Below are 19339 nucleotides of genomic sequence, written 5' to 3'. Positions count from 1 at the left end.
TATAACGTGATATTTTAACATTGCCAAACGAATATAAAGACCAAAGCGCCCTCAGCTTCCATGCTGGGGCGTTTGTCTATTTTAGCTCAGGAGTGGATGCGCTGTGTTTACTGAATGTTATCGGAAGCTGACAGATCCTTTCAAACGCAGCATTCGTAATAAATTGATTCTTACCATGACGCTGCTGGCTGTTCTACCCGTCATTGCCATGACCGCGATGGCAGCCGAGAATACCCGCTCTTCCATGGAAGAGGAGGTTATGGAGACCAACCGAGCCAATATGAACTGGGCCTCCATCTATCTGGGAGAACAGTTCGCTCGCATGAACAATATCATCTATTCCATTCAGATCAGTGACGAATTGCATCAATATCTTGCGCTGAACCAGGAAGCACCGGCAGCCAGCCGATTCGATGAACAAAAGGCCATGTTCAATATGTTGAACAGTGTATACTATTCTGCCGGCAATTATGTATTTGGCGTTGAGCTGTATCTGAAGGAATTGGACACCTTGTTCACCTTCAACTCCATGGATTCTCGCATCAAAGCGGTATCGGAAATACCGGAAGGATATCATGAGCTTTTTGCACAACATAAAGATTTTACAATTATCAATGATCCGGACGATCCGCAAAAGTTTCACATGACTCGCAGCATGAACCGCTTCGAGGATCAGGCACAGATCGGCGCCATCAGTCTGGAGGTCAAGTGGGCTGAGTTCAATCAGACCCTGGAGCTGCTGGATAGCAGGGGGGATTATGGGGTATACATTGCTGACAGCGCGGGCAGTCCCGTCTATCAGCCAAACCAGGAGATTCAGCCATCGGCGGAAGCCCTGGAGAAACTGGCAGGCACGAAAGAAAGTTCGGGCTTCATCCGTACGGCCAAGGAATACGTATTCTATCATTCCATTGAGCCGTCAGGACTGCGTGTGATCAAGATTGTACCTGCCCATGTCATTAATGAGAGTGCCTTGGAAACGATGAAATACGGACTGGTTGTGGGTGGCTTGGCAACCCTCATTTCTATTGCAATCGCTGCGCTCGTGGCCTGGCGTACATCGAAGCCCATTGTCAGACTGGCGAATTCCATGAAGGGTATCCAGTTAATCAAGGACAGGGAAGTGGTACGAAGCGGCCGGGTGGATGAGATTGGCCTGCTGGAGAAAAATCTGCACGGAATGGCTAGCCGTATTCGGGAACATATCCGCGACAATTACCTGATGAATCTGGAGAAGCAGACGGCCGAGCTCAAAGCACTGCAATCCCAGATCCATCCGCATTTCCTGCAAAATACGTTGCAGATGATTGGCGGCATGGTCTACTCGCAAAAACCGGCAGACAGTTATAAGGTCATTCGAGCCTTGAGCGAGATGTTTCGTTATATTGTGCGAGCGCCGGATGGACTTGTCCCTTTACAGTCTGAACTCGATCAGTTGGAACATTATATGCTCATTCAGAAGCAGCGTTTTGGCGGCAAGCTTGAATATACACTGGAGATTACCGGAGAACTTCGGGAGTGTTATATTCCCAAGTTGTCTCTGCAACCGATTGTGGAGAATGCATTTTTGCATGGTCTCGAGAAGAAACAGGGCGAGTGGAAGCTGGGCATTGAAATCATCTGTGAACCTGGAGAGGTAATCATTCGAATTCGTGATAACGGCGTGGGTATGGATGCTGAGAAACTAGCGGAGATGCAGTCCAGACTGGAACGGCTCACCTGGCAGGCAGATCGGGTATGGAGTTCAGGTACAAGTATTGGACTAGTCAATGCGGCCTCACGAATGGTCATGCATTTTGGACCTGAATATGGAATGGACATGGAAAGTGAATACGGACAGGGGACAAGCGTTACGGTACGAATTCCCTGCAATAGAGGAGGCGAAGCCTTGTGAACAAGGAACTGTATAGAGTGCTGCTGGTGGACGATGAACCGTGGAACCGGGACATATTGCGCAACCTGGGAGATTGGAATGAACTTGGCATGACCGTTGCTGGTGAGGCAGAGGATGGTGAGCAGGCTATACAACTGGTCAAGCAGCATCAGCCTCACATTATCATTACGGACATGCGCATGCCCGGCACAGACGGTGTGGAACTGCTACAGACGCTGAGCGGACAGTATCCACAGATCAAGGTGATCGTGGTGAGCGGGTATGATGACTTCAATTATGCCAAACATGCGATCCGTCATCGGGCTGCAGATTATCTGCTCAAACCGGTGAATCCGGATGAACTGAATGGTGTGCTGGCCAAATGTGCAAGAGAATTGGAAAAGGTTGAATCTGCGCCTGAATCATGGGAGGCATACCCCTCTTCGTTCGCTAGTGAGTTCTCCCTGTTCCAACAGCAGGCCCGTCTTAGGTTTAATGACCTGAACGGTCAGAGTCTACGTGAATGGTTCCAGCAATTGCAGCAGAAGCTGGAACGATGCGAGATCCAAAGTCCCCGGCAGCTTGGACGAGTAGCCTATGAACTACAGGCCTTGCTGGATGAGTTGTGTGTCTCCAATGGTTTGTACGAGCGGCCTGAAACCACGGCGTTACCTCCTTCAACAGCGCTGGCTTCCATCGAATCCACAATCGATTGGATATCCGCACCGTACTACCAGGCTTTGGAGCAACTGATTGCGCAGCGCAAATTCAAGAACAAGCTGAACCTGGAGGAAGTGAAGCAATACATGGAGCAGCACTGTATGGAGATGATCACGCTGGAGCAGCTCGCCCAGATCTTTTTTGTCAGCAAGGAATACCTCAGCAAGGTCTTCAAGAAAGAGTACGATGTGAACGTGACCGACTATGTTGTCCAATTACGTATGACGAGAGCGAAAGAGTGGGTAATGGACGAACAGATTCCATTCAAGCATATTGCCGAGATGGCGGGTTATGAAGATGTGTCCTACTTCTATCGGGTATTCAAGAAACATTTCGGAGTTTCCCCAGGGGAGATGAGAAAGGGACAACCTCGTATGTGAGGCAATTCAGACAGGAGCACGGAATAAGCCGTTCGAGAGAGCATTTGCGGCTGGATTAAGGTTTAAAATAATCCAATACACAAGTCTAATTTTGTCCAATGAAGCGCTTTCATTTTCTGATATATAATGAGCCTATGAAAGACAAACCAGTCACACCGGGAGGTCATAAGAGATGAAAGTATGGAAAAGCGTAGCAAGTGCGGTACTGGTCAGTGTTCTGCTCGCAGGTTGCGGCTCCAATGCAGGAACGGACAATGGGCAGGAGGAATCTGCATCAGGCAGCACGGTGTCACTCAAAGTATTCATTGCACAACCTCGGCTGAAAGAACATTACGATAAATATATAGAACAGTTCAAAGCCAAGGAAAAAGCAGAGAAAAATATTGAGGTGAACGTGCAACTGGAGATGCCGCCAGCGGACAATGCACCGCAGATTCTGAAGACAAGACTCGCCTCCAATGATGCACCGGATGTGTTCGCCCTGCATGCAGTCAATGAGATCCCACCATTCAGTAAAGCCGGTTATCTGGAAGACCTGTCGGATCAACCTTTTGTCGACAAATTACTGGATTCGGTGAAACCTTCCGTAACCAATGCGGAAGGCAAAGTCGTAGCTGTTCCATTGGAAACGTTATCATGGGGCTATCTGTACAACAAGGATATCTTCGAAGAGCAAGGGCTGGAAGTACCAACGACGTTAACAGAAATGAAGGCGGTCGTGGAGAAACTGAAAGCAGCCAACATCACACCATTTGAACTGTCCTACAAAGAATCCTGGATTCCGCAATTATTCCTGCCACTCACCGTTGGGGCATTAACGCAGTCGGAGCACAAAGACTTCATCGACAAGATGAATCAGGATCAGGGCTCCTTCTCGGATATGAAAGCGTTGTTCGATGTCTTCGATCTGGTAAATGCGAATGGAACGGACAAAGCGCTGGAAGTGGGCGGAGATGATGGTTCAGCAGCCTTTGCATCAGGAAGTGCCGCGATGTGGATTCAGGGACCATGGTTTGCCGAAACCATTCTGAAGTCCAACCCGGACTTGAACTTTGGTGTAGCACCAATGCCGATCAATGACAATCCGGATGATACCAAAATCAATCTGAGTACCTCTACATCATTGGCAGTATCGTCATCCAGCAAGAATAAAGAAGTGGCACTCGACTTCGTAAACTACATTCTCGATGACAAGGATTCAAGTGCATTCTACGAAGCACTCAAGTTCAATCCGGTTGCCAAGATCCATGACTTCAAGAGCTTCCCATGGGTAGACGATGCCCAGAAATATGTGAGTGAAGGAAAAGCCTATCAGGACCCATCCATCCCGCAAGCGGTGAAAGACGAATCGGGCAAAGCGTTGCAAGGCTACTACTCGGGGCAATTAAATCAACAGCAGGTTATCGATGCACTCGACAAAGCGTGGAAATCGTACAACAAAGTCAACAAGTAAGGAGTTGCGAGGAATGTAGTACCCGCTTTTGTTGGCAAAATCTCAACGGTTTTGGGGTTTTGTCAACAAATAGGCGGTACTTTATTTCGTCGCAGTCTCCAAGCAGATGATACGTCAGGCAGAACGTTCTTCGTTCCCTCGTTTACGATCATCCGCTTCGAGTGAAAAGGGGGAGAACCAATGGCTACGAATGTGTTCAAGAAGTATCTGTCACTGCTCGCGTTCACTGCGCCTGCCTTTGTCATCTATGCGATTTTCCTGCTGTACCCTACGTTTAGCGGCATGTTCTACAGTCTGACGGATTGGAACGGGCTCAATCGGGATTACAGCTTTATCGGTCTGGGCAACTTCGTGGAATTGTTCAAAGAAGATCCGGACTTTCTGAACTCCCTGTGGTTCACGATGAAATATGTAATATTTATGCTCATTCTGCAAAATGGAATTGCCTTGCTGCTCGCCGTGTTGATTGAATCACGGACGCGCAGCAAAGGGCTCTTCCGGACCCTGTTCTTCATGCCTAACATGATCAGTACGATCATTAGTGCCTTCATGTGGACATTCATCTTTTCTCAGGTGCTGCCACAGCTCGCACAGAAACTGGCCGTCTCGTTCCTGGATCAGCAATGGCTGGGAGATCCGAAGTTTTCATTTTACTCCATTCTGATCGTATCGCTCTGGAACGGCGTGGGGTATATGATGATCATCTATCTTGCCGCCCTTCAAGGTGTGCCAAAAAGTCTCAAGGAAGCGGCTGTTATTGATGGAGCCAATGCATTCCAGGTACTGCGCAATGTAGTGTTGCCGATGATTACTCATGCTGTGACGATCTGTTTCTTCCTGACGTTGAACGGAGCATTCAAGGTGTTCGAAGTGGTGTATGGACTGACGGGTGGTGGACCGGGCCGTGCGACGCAGGTTATCACGATGAATATCTATGAAGAAGCGTTCTCCAACAACTTCAGATACGGTTATGCGAGTGCCAAATCGGTTGTGCTGTTCATCATCGTACTCATCTTCACACTCATCCAGATCACCGTCATGAAGAAGAAAGAGGTGGAAGCATGAGGATGCAACGACTGAACAGTTATCTGATTCGACTGCTGCTGATTCTGGGTTCTCTCGTGGCCATGCTGCCGATCTACATGGCGGTGGTGAACTCTTTTAAAACCCAAGGTGAGATGTTCCAATCCTTTATCGCGCTGCCGACGACGCTTCACTGGGAGAATTATTCGGACGCGTTTAATAAAATCAATCTGTTGGGCAGTTCGATGAACTCGGCGATTGTATCCTTTCTGGGGATCGGTGGTATCGTCTTCTGTGCCTCACTGGCGGGATACAAGCTGTCACGTACCTCTGGTCGATTGAGCAACCTGATCTTCTTCCTGTTTGTGGCATCCATGCTGGTGCCGTTCCATTCGATCATGATTCCACTGACACGGGTAGCCAAAGGCATGGGTGTACAAGGAAGCACGTACGGATTGGCCTTGATCTATATCGGGCTTGGTGTGAACATGGCCATCTTCCTCTATCACGGGTTTGTGAAGTCCATCCCGCGGGAATTGGAGGAATCGGCTCAGATTGATGGATGTAATGAGTTCCAGACGTTCTTCCAGATTATCTTCCCGCTCTTGCTTCCGATCACAGTCACCATCGCGATTCTGGACTTCCTGTGGATCTGGAATGACTTCTTGTTGCCACTGCTCATGTTGACCGATGTGAACCGCTATACGCTGATTCTGTCCACGAACATGTTGTTTGGTGAATATAACAAGGAATGGCCGTTGATTCTGTCCTCCCTGGTACTGACTGCGATTCCGGTTATTCTAATCTATGCTTTCTTCCAGAAGTTCATCATGGAGGGGATTGCAGAGGGTGCGGTTAAAGGGTAAAACATTCAAAGTATTCCTGCAGCACAGATGGTATCTGTCCGTTTCTGTTATCTGACCAAACTTACGATACTTATGCGAATAGCCTTGATCTAAAGGACATGGTCCTTTCAGGTCAAGGCTGTTTTTTTGGTTGCCAAGTCTGGAACCTGCATTCGAACTCAGGAGCCAGCATCCATGAGCTTGTGTACAGCCTCTACGAGGCATTGTAGTCCATGCTCCATCTCCTCAGGAGTAGCATAGGCGTAAGACAGCCGAATATGACTTGCATCCAGCCGGTCATATAGGTAGCCCGGGTGGATAAGCACATCCTGCTCCAGACAGGTATGGAACAATTGGCGGATAGAGAGAGGGGATACGGTGAATTGCAGCCAGATGTAAAATCCACCAGCGGGTATTTCCCAATCCGCAATTCCCTGGAAGTGACGTTGAAGCAACTCCAGCATAATATCTCTGCGTCTGCGTAACTGAGGGCGAATGCGCTCCATATGTTCTGCATGATATCCTTCTGCGAACCACAAGGCCGCGGCTTCTTGCGCGAGTGAGCTGGTACCATAATCGGTCTGCATCTTGATATCTGCGAGCCGGCGAATGACCGGCTCTGGTCCGACAAGCCATCCGAGGCGCAGCCCGGGACTGACGGCCTTTGACAGGGTGCCCATATGCAGCACCCGTCCTTCCTGGTCACTTGCTTTTAGCGATGACGGAGGAGGTTTATCCAGCCACAGATCACAATAGGCGGCATCCTCCAGTATGGAGATGCCCATTGTTCGAGCGGTGGTCATCAGTTCTTCCCGGCGCCGATCACTCATCACAGAGCCGGTGGGATTGTGAAAGCTCGGGATCGTATAGAGAAGCGAGATGTGGTCTTGATCTTTTACATGCTGCGCTGCGCCCTCCAGACGTGCAATATGCAGGCCTTCGTCATCCATCGGAATCCCGCTCATTTTCAATCCTGCCGATTGAAAGGCGTGAATCGAATAGAGATACGATGGTTTTTCCAGCAGAACGGCTGATCCGCGAGGGAGAAGTCCGACCGAAATCAAGTGCAGGGCCTGAAGAGAGCCGGATACAATCAGTATGGAATCTGGAGAAGCCTGAATGCCAATTGTCTGCAAATGGACGGACAAAGCCTCACGAAGCTCCAGGCTTCCTTGAGGTTCCAGGTAGTTCAGTGTACGAGAACGAAGGGACAGTGAGCGCAGAATGTCATTAAAAGCATCGTGAGGCATCAGCTCTGGGGCAAGCTCCCCTGTACCAAGACGGATGATGCCGGGCCTGAATTCAGCCTGATTAATCTGCTGAATCTCGGGCAGGTTGGGATAATACCAGCCCTCCTCGATGGCCTCATTCCAGTTGGGCATTGCTCCATGAGCCATGCCATGCCAACCGGAGCCGGAAATATAAGTTCCCCCACCATGTCTGCCTTCAAGCAGTCCCGCTGCGGCCAGATTATCAAGGGCAGTGACCAATGTACTGCGGTTCACCCCCATGGATTCAGCCCATATTCGCTGTGAAGGGAGACGGTAGCCTGCCGACCATTCACCTGTTGTGATTTTCTGGCGGATATAGGCTTCAATCTGGCGATATAAAGGCAGGTCGAGAGAAGGATTCGGCTTCCATCCCATGTGTAGTCGAGAATCAGAACGTTCCATGACAGGCAGAATCACCTCTGTTTAAATTTACACTTGGTACTTCGATGGCGGAACAACCTTCCGATCGCTGTTATCCCCAGATTTTAAAATTGCTCTTATAAAGGTGAAAATCTGGGGATAAAGGCGAGGAGTATGCTTCCGATGCAGCTTTCTTTCAGAAAGCTTTTAGCTTCGCTTCTTCAGGTTATTTCTGCCCTCTCCGTTAAAGTGTAAATTTTTATTTTTAACTATAACATTTGGTTGGGTCTAATGCCATCCAAGTGGTTGGTTACGTCAGCCCTCATCTGTCCTACTATGGAATACAGAGAGAAGGGGGAAGAACGATGGAGGTTGTTATTCACGCAGTGATTCTGGCGTTTGGCCTGATCTTGCCACTGGGTGTGCAGAATGTATTTATTTTTAATCAGGGCATGAGCCAGAGGCGTTATATACATGCGTTGCCTGCTGTAATAACGGCAGGAGTCAGTGATACGTTGTTAATCGGGGCAGCCGTTGGAGGGGTATCGCTTATTTTGCTGCAATGGCCAGTGCTGGCGAATGTGTTGTATGCCGCAGGAAGTTTGTTTTTACTGTATATGGCATGGAGTATCTGGAGGTCGTCCGAATCTGTGGAAGGTCCGCAGACGGTTATGTCAGCGGGGCGACAGATTGCGTTCGCTGGATCGGTATCTCTACTCAATCCCCATGCGCTGCTGGACACGGTTGCCGTGATTGGCACCAGTTCACTTCAGTATGAAGGGGTGGAGCGTATTTATTTTGCCCTGACAGCCGCAGTTGTGTCATGGGTATGGTTCTTTGGACTTGCAGGTGCGGGCAGAGTAATTGGGAGAACGGATCGAACTGGACGTATCAGTCTGGTGTTCAATCGATTGTCCGCTGTGGTCATGGTCGGGCTGGCGTGTATGATGCTGTGGAAGCTTATCGCTGAATAGAAGACTGTGGTGTGGCTCATCTTGTAAAAATAAAGAAACTCCCTATGACGTTAATCGCGGGAGTTCAATGTGAGTGTTAATCTGGAAATTGCATGGCCTGTTGATCCAGTTATGGAGTCCGAGTTGGAATATGTAGTGATCGATAATGCATCGGGATTATTCAATATCTGGACGACCATCTGAGTCATCGTACGAATTTATTCTGCCTTCAGCAGCATGGATTCAATAAACAATTTCAGATCACGGCTTACACTGTTCAACTGATCAATGACCTCGCTGAACTCGGTTACTAGTACAGCCTGTTGGCTGCTGGACTGTGAGATGGAGGTGATCTCTTGTTGCATCTGCTGGATGGAATGCTGAACATCCTTCAAGGAACGTTCGATATTCACTGTAGCTTCTTTAGTGCCCGTAGAAAGTTTACGCACTTCAGATGCAACAACGCTGAATCCGGTGCCTGCTTCGCCTGCTCGGGCTGCTTCGATAGCCGCATTCAGGCCGAGTAGATTGGTCTGTTCCGAGATTTCACGGATGAATGCAGCGACTTTGTTTACTTCGCCTGAGTTCTGCACAGCCATGCGGGTATTATCCAAAATCTGCGTGGAAGAGGCCGTCAATTGCTCGGATTGGGCCGCTACCGTCTGTACCATATCGGTTAATTTTCCGCTGATCCCGCCGATCAATTCAGTGAAGTACTCCAGTTTCTCCTCATTCTGAAGAGAGAAACCAATGGCGAGTGTGCCCACAATATTCCCTTGCTCATCCCGAAGAGGGGTGGCCGCGGAGTTGATGGATGTGCCATAGAATTTCGCATCAATTCGGTTCGCTGAAGTTTCTCCGTGTATAAGTGCCCGGCGGAGTGTAGGGTCATCGAGGGAAACGGGGTCTCCTGCCTTGATGCCCAGATCGAGCTCGTTGCTGGGAACATAATACCAAAACTTCTCGGTATCGGTTACAGCAATCATGATATCGTGTTCTTTCAGCATAATTTTAAAATACGGACTTGCTGCAACGAGTGCTTCAACGATGTTCAATAAGGTTCAGCTCCTATAATGTATGTGCATATCATCCAGATGTATTGTATATACATCGTCAGAATTATGGGAATCTTGAAGACCCAACAAGGGCAATAAGATATATTAATTAAATTTTTAATAAATGAAACAGGAGGATTGCGTATTTTCAGAAATTTATGAAAATATGACAAAAAAGCAGGCGAGAACAATCAAGTTCTCGTCTGCTTTATTATCCGCCAATCTGGGACATGCGTCGTACAGTCGGCGTATGAGATTGCATTTTTTGTTCCAAAGCCAGAGCCATTTCATGATTCTTCGGTTTCATACCCAGTGCTTTGAGGAAGAGTGCCGCCATGGCATCCGGATCGTCCACGAAACGGCGAACATTATACTCATCCGACCAGTACAGACAGGCTTTGATATGTCCGTCAGCGGTCAACCGAAGTCGGTTGCAATTATCACAGAAGTGATCGCTCACGGGATGAATCAATCCGAATGTGCCTTCGGAGCCCACAATTTTCATATTGCGTGATGGGCCATTACCCGCAGGGCCTGTTGTATTTTCTACCGTCCAGCCTGCTTCAGCGCATACATCTGTCACGGCTTCCAGCGGCAAATAAGATTTGCGCCATGAATCCGAAGCGTGTCCAATCGGCATATATTCAATAAAACGCACATGAAGAGGTTGATCCATCGTCATGGCAATGAAATCCTTGATCTCATCATCGTTGATACCCTTCATCAGCACGACATTCAGCTTAATCGGAGCAAGGCCAGCGGCTGTTGCAGCTTCAATGCCTTTCAGTACCTTGTTCACATCCCCGCCCCGGGTAATCATGGAGAAACGATCAGCGCGCAGGGAATCCAGACTGATGTTAATCCGGTTCAAACCAGCGTCCTTCAATGCTTGAGCTTGCTTATCCAGTAGAAGAGCGTTGGTCGTCAGTGCAATATCGTCAATCCCGTCAATCGCTGAGATCATGCCGACGAGCTTATACAGATCCTTGCGCACCAGCGGTTCGCCCCCGGTGAGCCGAACTTTACGCATGCCCATCGGAGCGAGCACCTTCAGCACCTGTGCGATCTCTTCATAGCTCATAATCTCATCATGTGGAGCAAACTCCATGCCCTCCGCAGGCATGCAATACACACAGCGTAAATTACAGCGGTCCGTAACAGAAATACGGATGTAGTCATGTATTCGGCCAAATGAATCCTGAAGCAATTCCATGCAGACCACCCTTTCATCGGTTCAGATTGGAAATCTTCTAGAGGTTGTTCAAAAAGCCCGCTTTTGATTACGAAGGATGCCTACAGGCATCATCAGCATCGAATATGGAATTCAGCCGAAATCTCCGTTGCTCACGTAGCTCCATCTACGCTCCGCTACTCCATTTCTAGCTTCATCCCATCTTCTTGGTACTGAAAACCGGTCTTTTTGAACACTCACTTCTATTATAAATGATACGACAATTTCAAAAGGAACAGTTGCATCAAATTTTAGCTATTTCTCCAATCCGCGTCAATGATGACGTCAGATGACAGCATTTTTGGCAGGCTGGTTTAGATGGAATTGTCCCACGAGTTGCTGCAGGAAGACCGTAATGGCTTCCACGTTTTGCGACGAATGCTGAACTTGCAGCATATCACGAATCAGCTCCATCATCTCAGCCTCCACCTCTGCAGAAGTAGCCCGGTTTTGATGGCTGATTGCAGCAATATTCTCCATCAGCATAACCACTTGATCCACGACTTGTGTGCGCTCGGTTTCTTCAGCGGTAGCATTTTGCAAAAGTTGCGAAGCGGCCTGCACCAGTGTTGTTCCTTCAGCCAGAACCTGATCTCCCTCTGTAATTAACTGGGACGCAGCTCCTGCTGCAGCTGAGATTCGGTCCAGGATTTGATGAATGTTTTCCGTAGAAGAACGGGATAAATCAGCCAGCTTACGAATTTCCCCTGCCACAACCGAGAAGCCCTGGCCATGTTCGCCCACGCGTGCAGCTTCAATGGTAGCATTCAGAGCCAGCAGGTTGGTCTGAGCCGAAATCTCATCAATGACAGCCAGTGCACGGTATATCTCTTTCATGGTATCCATGAAAGACAAGATCGTACGGTTGGTATCGGATACCGCTCCTGAGATTTGGGTCATTTTGTCGCCGATTCGTTCCACTTCCTGCTGGGCCACGCCGATCTGTTCGGTTGCAGTGGTCTCCAGTTGGTGCAGCGTTATGCGCATGTGGTCGGCAGCGATCTTGGCTTGATCGAGATCTTCCAGTTGGGTACGGATAGCCTGAATCATCGAACCTAGCTTGTAGTTCACACGCTCAGTCGTACCCTGGGTTGTCTCTGTTGAGGTTCGCATCTGAACCTGATTATCCATTACGTCTACCGTGGCAAGTTGTACCTTCAGCATAATGCCTTCCAGAGAATCAATCATGTTATTGATCCACTTGGCCAGTTCACCCGATTCGTCTTGGGCAAAAGCAGACGTGTCCAGGCGCTTGGTCAGATCACCCCTGCCTTCGGCGTTAATTCGAATAAATCGACTTATTCGACGCAAGTCTTCATGAACCCGTCGATATTGGCTGCGATGCAGCTGTAATGCAGTGAAAAATCCGAATAACATATTAAAAGCCGCCATTGCTGCCGCACTCCACCCACTACCAGTGAGAGCATAGACGAGCGCGGCTCCTGCAACACCTGACAAGATCGTGAAGAAACTGTGCTGTTTGAACTGGCGCCAGCCGATGCTTCGTATCCGATACACTTCCTCCAGATCCCCTTCACACATCATTCCCCAGAGATCGGGACAGTGTGGCAGCTGGAAGGTGATGCCTTTACCGATGACAGAGATATGGCGGTAATCCGAGTAGCCGGGAAAGGCAACAAACAGATTGGAACCATTCTGAATGGTGTTAGCTACACCGGGGTGCAGTTCTCCGGTCGACGGATCAGTAAACATAAGCTCCAGCTCGGTATGTTCTTTAACGGAAACGATGCCCCAATCAGTGGTGACACCATCTTTCAGATTTTCTCCATGTGTAAAGGTACGATCTTCGAAGCGGCTTCTGGACAAGGCAGTGCCGGGCTGTAGATGGGGTCGTAATGTTGACTCAGCCATAAAGAGATAGTTGTCACCCGAATCGGGATAGATATGGCCTGACTCCCGCTGAATCAGGTCACCGAGGACATCTCCGGGAACACGGCTGCATAATGAACCAACATATCGACCTTCCTGTAGAATGGGGTTGATAAACAGCAAGGTGATATTATCGTGAAAGGCGGACGAGCGTGGACCAATATCCAACGTCAGTGGATCGGAATAAGGACCATACAAGCATTTTTTTCCATGACGATCTGCTCTGGAGTATTTCAATCCTGGTCCAATTAAAGCTTCGTGATCTTCATAGATCTGTCCAACATGTTTCTTGTATGTAGAGAATACCACCTGATTCTGTTCGTTCAACATAAATAGCTCCGTACTGTCAACGGCTCGAATATAACTGGATTGAAACCATGCATCTAGTTTGCTACGTTGCTGTGTACCTTCTAATACATCCTGTAATGGAACGGACTGTATCTGTTGAAGCAATCGATCCAGGTGATTCCATTGTTCATCTGCCCAGTCCATCATAAGCTGCCGCCGTGTTTCGGCAATTCCTTCAAAAATCTGTTCTACATCTTCCTTTATATGTGCGTTCAACCGATACGCTCGCCAGAGCGGCAATCCTTTTCTCCATCCCAGCCAATCAAACATCATAACCACCCCGATTTCTGGATTTGAAAGCTTCGTTCTACTGATCTTTGGATAGACCTACATATGTGGTTTTCAAAGTGATATATGACAAAGGAAGCCAGCCTGCGTGGTGATTGATCCGGAATTAGTGATACCGCCTTCATCATTCAGGAGCCATGACACGTGGAGGTGGAGCCCTTGTACGTCTATTCAATCTTTATACAAGAAAATGGACAAGAATACGAGGGCATATGTCATATTTTCCGAATATTTATTCAATAAATACAAATGATCGTGCGTTTGTTGTTAAGTGAAATGCATGTTAGCTATCTACGAAGAAAACTCACATGTATGGATCTGAGAATCCGTCTCATTTTACATTGTGTAACATGAACAGGCCCATACTCAAAACATACTGTATAATGTAATCCCCGCCCAAAGCGATATAGTATTATCTAACAAGCAAAACCTGTTACGTTCGTGTATATAAACCTCCCATTCAGCCTTGTGTGCCATGAAAATAACTTCCACAAAGGAGAATGCCCATGTCCTCCGCACCCTCAGCTACAGTCCCTGAAGCCTGCCATATTGATGTAGATCATGTGTCCGTTGTCTTTGGCACAGGTACACAACAAGTCACTGCTTTGTCGGATGTTACATTCCAGATCGAGTCCAATGAGTTTGTCTCTCTGCTGGGCCCTTCCGGCTGTGGCAAGTCGACCTTGCTCCGGTTAGTGGGTGATCTGCTTCAGCCCACCTCAGGCACCGTTCGCATTGCGGGTCAGGAGCCTGAGCGGGCTCGAATACAGCGACAGTTCGGTATTGTCTTCCAGACACCAGCCCTGTTCGATTGGCGCACCGTTCGTCACAATGTGGAATTGCCCTTGGAACTGCTGGGTACCCGCCGGAAGGAGTGCCGCCGCATTAGCAGTGAACTGCTTGAAATGGTAGGGCTAACCCGCTTCGCCGACCATTATCCATGGCAGCTCAGTGGAGGCATGCAGCAACGGGTCTCCATTGCGCGTGCCCTTGCGCTTGATCCACCATTGCTGCTCATGGATGAACCCTTCTCGGCCCTGGACGAATTCACCAAAGAAAAGCTTCAATTGGAGCTGCTTGAGATCAAACGCTCGACAGGCAAGACCTTCCTCTTTGTCACACACAGTATCCCCGAAGCCGTATTTCTGTCCGACCGGATCATCGTACTTTCGGCGCATCCGGGGCAGGTGCATTCCATTCATTCCGTCAATCTGCCTTCTGAACGTCATGGTGAACTTAGAGAAACCGAAGCTTACTATAACATGATCACGACTATTCGCAATTGCTTTTACGAGGAGCGTGATGAATCTCATGTCCCTGCGATTCCTTAAACCAGGATATCGATCCTGGGTCTTCATTTGGATTATGGCCGTATTGGTGCTGTGGGAAGGAATCGCCTGGATGCTGCAACTGTTCCTGTCACCCCAGCAGGCGGCGTCTCGTCTTCCTTATCTGCACGATGTCCTGGCAGCCTTGTTTCGTTACTCGGGTACGCTGGCAGAGCAGGGGGCTGTCACTTTTGGCAATGCCGCCATTGGTTTTACAGGGGGAACGCTGCTCGGCCTGGGTCTGGCTCTGCTCATGAGCGCGGCTGTCTGGCTGGAGCGCACATTATCGCCATATGTAGTCTCCTCACAGATGGTTCCGGTTATTGGTCTTGCACCCATTGTGTACGGCATTATCCACAACGCGGAGTGGGCCCGAATTGTCATGGCGGCGTATGTAACCTTCTTCCCGATCATTATCCATACGTTAAAAGGATTAAAAAGTGCAGCACCAGAGCATCTGGAGCTGATGCGTTCCTGCGGGGCTTCACTGACCGCGCGATATATCAAATGTCTGCTGCCCTCAGCACTGCCGGGACTTTTTTCCGGATTGAAAATAGCTGCTCCGCTGGCGGTGACCTCCTCTATCGTTGTGGAATTGATGGGCGCTCCCGACGGACTCGGCGTTCTGATGGTCAGTTCGTTATATTACGGTCATGCCCAAGCTGGCATGTTCTGGGCCACCATCATGCTTAGCATTGGCATTGGCTTGATCTCGTATCTGGCCATCAGTCTGGCTGAACGTTGGCTAACCCCCTGGCAGCCTGAATTTAGGGCCAAAGGAGGCGATGGCACGTGAGTGAAGGGAGAGTGATGCAGCGGAAGCGGGACGAAGGTGTGGCAATTGCTGCGATCAATGGCGCGGCTGCACCCCTCACGGGTTCACAGATGACCTCTGCTCCCGGATCGGAAATTCATGGACAACAGGGACAAGCCGAAAAGGCCAGCTCGGGCACTGGCGTTCGCGGGCGCTCGATTGTACTGAGCATGCTTCCCTGGGGTGCAGGTGTGATGTTTCTCGCTCTCTGGCAGCTCAGGTTGTTTCACTGGATATTCTCGCTGGAAAGCTACCAACTTCCTGTACCTTCCGCGATTGCGGCATCCATTCAGGAAAATGCCAATATGCTCTTTCGTTATGCGATGTACAGCGGAACCGAAATGCTGGGAGGTTTCTTGCTCGGCTCACTGCTCGGCGCTCTGGCAGCAGCAGGTGCATCGTTCTTTCCAACAAGCGGCAGGGCGGCAGTTACGGTTCTGTCAGCACTGAATGCTGTTCCAATCGTGGCTCTTGCCCCGATTATGAACAATTGGTTCGGTGACGGGATCTGGTCACGTATTGCAGTCATCACCGTCATTACGATGGCGGCTATGGCGGTCAGCCTGTTTAAGGGGTTGACTTCCATTCAGCCGCAGTACAGTGATCTGCTGAGTGGCCTTGCCGCGAGCAGGATGCAGTTTTTTTGGAAGCTGAGACTGCCTCACGCCATACCTTCCCTCTTTGCGGGTCTGAAAATCAACATGTCGACCAGTATTATCGGGGCCATTGTGGGTGAATTTTTCATCGCCTCACAAGGGCTGGGGTACTTGCTCTCGGATCAGATTCGACTGGCGAACATGCCCTTGGCCTGGTCCTGCATTGTCATCGCTGCCGCGCTCGGTATTGTGTTGTATGAAGCGGTTGTCCTGGCAGAAAAACGACTCATTCCGTGGAATCGTGCACGCACAGATCCATAACGTACATCAGGATAGCAACCATAGATTGATAGAGCTGGTGAAGTAGAGCCTCACACTACCTAATTGAAAAATCGTATATACACAGGGGGTTGTTCTGTCCATGTACAAAACGTTGAAGTTGGGTCTGTTGGTCATGGTTATGTTGGTGGTTACGGTGCTGAGCGCATGTTCTACGAAGTCCGAGCCGGCTACTGAGCCTGTTGCTGCAAGTTCAGGAGGGGCGGGCGAAGCAGATCAACCCTTAACCAAAGTGAAAATTCAACTGAAATGGGTGCCGCAGGCTCAGTTTGCCGGGATTTACGCAGCGAAGGAAAAAGGTTTTTTTGCAGATGAAGGCATTGATGCCGAGATTATTCCAGGTGGGCCGGATATCGTGATTGAGCAGCAGGTGGTCAATGGCGCGGCCGATGTGGGGATCACGGGGGTAGACAGTCTTTTGGTCAGCCGGGATAACGGTCTGCCGCTCGTCTCGCTCGCCCAGATCTCACAGAAAAGCAGTTATCGCTTGATTGCCAAGAAGTCCCTGGGTATCACCGATCCCGCTCAGATGAAAGGCAAGAAGGTCAGTACCTGGTTCGGCAGTCAGCAGTTTCAGGTTCTCGCGTTTATGGAGAAGAACGGCCTGGATCCAAAGAAAGACATTGAACTGGTGAAGCAGGGGTTCACGATGGATCAGTTTTTCAACGATCAGGTAGATGTGGCGACGGCAACGATCTATAACGAATATCACGTGGTGCTGGAAAGTGGAACAAAAGAATCCGATCTGGATGTGTTCAACATTGAAGATGCCGGTGTTGGCATGCTGGAGGATACGCTGATTGCCAAGAAAGATTGGGTAGACAGTAATCGTGAGCTGGCGGTTAAAGTGACTCGTGCCATTCTGAAAGGCTGGAATTATGCCATCGACAATCAGGAGGAGACAGTGGATATCGTGATGAGTAATGTGACGGAGGGCAGCACCACCCGTGAACATCAGGTCACGATGCTGGAAGAGATTGCAAAGCTGATTCGCCCGGAAGGATTTACGGAGCAGCAAGTTGGCAGTTTTGTAGATGAGTCATTTACCCGAACTGCGGATATTGCTCTGAACTATGGACTAATCAAAAAAGCCGCCAACCTGGATGAAGCGCTGGAGAAAAGCATCTATGAAGAAGCGGTGAAATAAGCGTTGAGGAGGATGACGAATGAGTTCTGTAGATCAGCAGCCGCAGCCGCTTGGCGGTACGAAGGAAGAATGGCTGGAGAAGGATCGTAAATACGTATGGCATCACATCTCGCCTCATAACGATCATCCGATGATTGCGGTAAGCGGGGAGGGCAGCTGGATCACTGATCAGGATGGCACACGTTATCTGGATGCGATGTCTGGACTTTGGTGTGTGAATGTGGGGCATGGCCGTGAGGAGATTGCGAGGAGTGCCTACGAACAGATGAAAGCCCTCGCTTATGTACCGATGACGCAGAGTCATGAACCGGCGATTTTGCTGGCGGAGAAGCTGAATGAATGGCTGGAGGGGGAGTATCGAATATTCTTCTCCAACTCGGGTTCAGATGCGAATGAGGTGGCTTTCAAAATAGCCCGTCAGTATCACCATCAGAATGGTGAGCCTACTCGGCACAAATTCATCTCCCGTCACCGTGCCTATCACGGCAACTCCATGGGTGCGCTGGGCGCGACCGGGCAAGCCGCCCGCAAGATCAAGTACGAGCCGCTCGGCGTAGGCTTCTCTCATGTTCCGCCACCGTATTGTTATCGCTGTCCGTTTGGACGGAACATAGATGGATGCGGACTCGAGTGCGCATCCATCTATGAAGAGGTGATTCGTTGGGAAGGTCCTGAGACGGTTGCCGCAGTAATTATGGAGCCGGTGATTACAGGGGGCGGCATGATTGTGCCCCCGCCGGATTATATGCGGACCGTGCAAGAGATCTGTCAGCGCTATGGCGTGCTGCTCATTGTCGATGAGGTCATCTGTGGTTTTGGCCGCTCGGGGCAGAAGTTTGGTCATCAGAATTATGGTGTACAGCCAGACATTGTGACGATGGCAAAAGGCATGACCAGTGCGTATTCGCCGCTATCAGCAACGGCTGTGAGAGCCGATCTGTATGACACGTTCCGGGAACCCGGGCCGGATGCCCATTTTCGCCACGTAAACACATTTGGTGGCAATCCGGTGTCCTGCCGGGTGGCACTGGCGAATCTGGAGATTCTGGAACGAGAGAATCTGGTCAGCCGCGCGGAGGAACTGGGTTATCTGCTTCGTGAGAAGCTGGAACCTTTGCTAGAGCTGTCCATTGTGGGGGATATCCGTTCATTCGGATTCGCCTGTGGGGTGGAATTGATTGAAGCAGACGGGTCTCCTGCAGAAGCGGATAAAGTGATGAAGGTACTCGCCAGTTGTAAAAGGGACGGTATTCTGATTGGCAAGAACGGTGATAGCGTGCCAGGGTTTGCAAACATTTTGACGATCTCCCCACCGTTTGTCACCAATGAGGATGAGTTGGATCTGATCGCTGGAAGTTTACTCGTTGCACTACGTAGTCTGGACGCAGGTTAATACGATAAATATGTGCAAGGAGGTAAGGGACG

The 19339-nt window shown here is 49.6% G+C and carries 15 protein-coding genes; 11 read left to right on the top strand and 4 right to left on the bottom strand.

Annotated features, from left to right (window positions below):
- Nucleotides 1-103 precede the first annotated feature (103 nt).
- The 5 genes from ABTV53_RS26145 to ABTV53_RS26125 all read left to right on the top strand — a co-directional run bounded on the left by ABTV53_RS26145 (nucleotide 104) and on the right by ABTV53_RS26125 (nucleotide 6315).
- Complete coding sequence (locus ABTV53_RS26145; RefSeq protein ID WP_433748006.1) at nucleotides 104-1894, top strand: sensor histidine kinase; 1791 nt, start codon at nucleotides 104-106, stop codon at nucleotides 1892-1894.
- A complete protein-coding gene (locus tag ABTV53_RS26140) occupies nucleotides 1891-2973 on the top strand; it encodes a response regulator transcription factor (protein WP_433748003.1) in 1083 nt (360 codons plus the stop codon). Before ABTV53_RS26145 ends, ABTV53_RS26140 begins: the two co-directional genes overlap by 4 nt.
- Nucleotides 2974-3145: 172 nt before the next feature.
- Entirely contained in the window at nucleotides 3146-4426 is a 1281-nt protein-coding gene (locus ABTV53_RS26135; RefSeq protein WP_433748000.1) for an ABC transporter substrate-binding protein, read from the top strand.
- A 180-nt stretch (nucleotides 4427-4606) separates the two neighbouring features.
- Nucleotides 4607-5491: a carbohydrate ABC transporter permease gene (locus tag ABTV53_RS26130; RefSeq protein WP_433747998.1), complete on the top strand. Its 885-nt coding sequence runs from the start codon at nucleotides 4607-4609 to the stop codon at nucleotides 5489-5491.
- The gene (locus ABTV53_RS26125) at nucleotides 5488-6315 is read left to right on the top strand and encodes a carbohydrate ABC transporter permease (protein WP_062836914.1); all 828 of its coding nucleotides are present in this window, start codon (nucleotides 5488-5490) and stop codon (nucleotides 6313-6315) included. Before ABTV53_RS26130 ends, ABTV53_RS26125 begins: the two co-directional genes overlap by 4 nt.
- A 158-nt stretch (nucleotides 6316-6473) precedes the next feature.
- Here ABTV53_RS26125 and ABTV53_RS26120 read toward each other — a convergent pair whose 3' ends face one another.
- Nucleotides 6474-7967 carry a PLP-dependent aminotransferase family protein gene (locus tag ABTV53_RS26120; protein WP_433747995.1) on the bottom strand — a complete coding sequence of 498 codons (1494 nt, stop codon included), beginning with the start codon at nucleotides 7965-7967 and terminating at the stop codon, nucleotides 6474-6476.
- A gap of 323 nt (nucleotides 7968-8290) precedes the next feature.
- Between ABTV53_RS26120 and ABTV53_RS26115 the strand changes: the two genes are divergently transcribed.
- Nucleotides 8291-8899: a LysE/ArgO family amino acid transporter gene (locus tag ABTV53_RS26115; RefSeq protein ID WP_433747992.1), complete on the top strand. Its 609-nt coding sequence runs from the start codon at nucleotides 8291-8293 to the stop codon at nucleotides 8897-8899.
- 197 nt (nucleotides 8900-9096) lie between these two features.
- On the opposite strand, the gene ABTV53_RS26110 is transcribed toward ABTV53_RS26115, so the two are convergent.
- From ABTV53_RS26110 to ABTV53_RS26100, 3 genes are all read right to left on the bottom strand, one after another.
- A complete protein-coding gene (locus tag ABTV53_RS26110) occupies nucleotides 9097-9933 on the bottom strand; it encodes a methyl-accepting chemotaxis protein (RefSeq protein ID WP_433747989.1) in 837 nt (278 codons plus the stop codon).
- A gap of 211 nt (nucleotides 9934-10144) precedes the next feature.
- Nucleotides 10145-11146: a GTP 3',8-cyclase MoaA gene (moaA, locus tag ABTV53_RS26105; protein WP_433747987.1), complete on the bottom strand. Its 1002-nt coding sequence runs from the start codon at nucleotides 11144-11146 to the stop codon at nucleotides 10145-10147.
- Nucleotides 11147-11449: 303 nt separating this feature from the next.
- A complete protein-coding gene (locus ABTV53_RS26100) occupies nucleotides 11450-13675 on the bottom strand; it encodes a methyl-accepting chemotaxis protein (RefSeq protein ID WP_433747985.1) in 2226 nt (741 codons plus the stop codon).
- A gap of 521 nt (nucleotides 13676-14196) precedes the next feature.
- Between ABTV53_RS26100 and ABTV53_RS26095 the strand changes: the two genes are divergently transcribed.
- The 5 genes from ABTV53_RS26095 (at nucleotide 14197) to ABTV53_RS26075 (ending at nucleotide 19307) form a co-directional block, all read left to right on the top strand.
- Nucleotides 14197-15021 (top strand): ABC transporter ATP-binding protein, encoded by an 825-nt coding sequence (locus ABTV53_RS26095; RefSeq protein WP_433747982.1) that lies wholly within the window; start codon nucleotides 14197-14199, stop codon nucleotides 15019-15021.
- On the top strand, nucleotides 15002-15814 hold the full coding sequence (locus tag ABTV53_RS26090; RefSeq protein ID WP_433747979.1) for an ABC transporter permease: 813 nt from the start codon (nucleotides 15002-15004) through the stop codon (nucleotides 15812-15814). The genes ABTV53_RS26095 and ABTV53_RS26090 overlap by 20 nt, the downstream gene beginning before the upstream one ends.
- A complete protein-coding gene (locus ABTV53_RS26085) occupies nucleotides 15811-16749 on the top strand; it encodes an ABC transporter permease (protein WP_433747976.1) in 939 nt (312 codons plus the stop codon). The genes ABTV53_RS26090 and ABTV53_RS26085 overlap by 4 nt, the downstream gene beginning before the upstream one ends.
- Nucleotides 16750-16849: 100 nt before the next feature.
- A complete protein-coding gene (locus ABTV53_RS26080; RefSeq protein ID WP_433747974.1) occupies nucleotides 16850-17914 on the top strand; it encodes an ABC transporter substrate-binding protein in 1065 nt (354 codons plus the stop codon).
- Between the two features lie 19 nt (nucleotides 17915-17933).
- Entirely contained in the window at nucleotides 17934-19307 is a 1374-nt protein-coding gene (locus ABTV53_RS26075; protein WP_433747971.1) for an aspartate aminotransferase family protein, read from the top strand.
- Nucleotides 19308-19339: the final 32 nt, after the last annotated feature.

The sequence above is a fragment of the Paenibacillus amylolyticus genome, from assembly GCF_050990605.1.
GTDB lineage: Bacteria > Bacillota > Bacilli > Paenibacillales > Paenibacillaceae > Paenibacillus > Paenibacillus amylolyticus_H.
Note: the sequence above shows the minus strand (reverse complement) of the source record. Positions and strands in the feature narration are given on the sequence as shown.

What these genes read in the sequence shown, in the direction of transcription:
- ABTV53_RS26135 (WP_433748000.1), top strand. Translation starts at nt 3,146, where the DNA reads ATGAAAGTATGGAAAAGCGTAGCAAGTGCGGTACTGGTCAGTGTTCTG.
- ABTV53_RS26130 (WP_433747998.1), top strand. Translation starts at nt 4,607, where the DNA reads ATGGCTACGAATGTGTTCAAGAAGTATCTGTCACTGCTCGCGTTCACT.
- ABTV53_RS26125 (WP_062836914.1), top strand. Translation starts at nt 5,488, where the DNA reads ATGAGGATGCAACGACTGAACAGTTATCTGATTCGACTGCTGCTGATT.
- ABTV53_RS26120 (WP_433747995.1), bottom strand. Translation starts at nt 7,967, where the DNA reads ATGGAACGTTCTGATTCTCGACTACACATGGGATGGAAGCCGAATCCT.
- ABTV53_RS26115 (WP_433747992.1), top strand. Translation starts at nt 8,291, where the DNA reads ATGGAGGTTGTTATTCACGCAGTGATTCTGGCGTTTGGCCTGATCTTG.
- moaA (WP_433747987.1), bottom strand. Translation starts at nt 11,146, where the DNA reads ATGGAATTGCTTCAGGATTCATTTGGCCGAATACATGACTACATCCGT.
- ABTV53_RS26100 (WP_433747985.1), bottom strand. Translation starts at nt 13,675, where the DNA reads ATGATGTTTGATTGGCTGGGATGGAGAAAAGGATTGCCGCTCTGGCGA.
- ABTV53_RS26095 (WP_433747982.1), top strand. Translation starts at nt 14,197, where the DNA reads ATGTCCTCCGCACCCTCAGCTACAGTCCCTGAAGCCTGCCATATTGAT.
- ABTV53_RS26090 (WP_433747979.1), top strand. Translation starts at nt 15,002, where the DNA reads ATGTCCCTGCGATTCCTTAAACCAGGATATCGATCCTGGGTCTTCATT.
- ABTV53_RS26080 (WP_433747974.1), top strand. Translation starts at nt 16,850, where the DNA reads ATGTACAAAACGTTGAAGTTGGGTCTGTTGGTCATGGTTATGTTGGTG.
- ABTV53_RS26075 (WP_433747971.1), top strand. Translation starts at nt 17,934, where the DNA reads ATGAGTTCTGTAGATCAGCAGCCGCAGCCGCTTGGCGGTACGAAGGAA.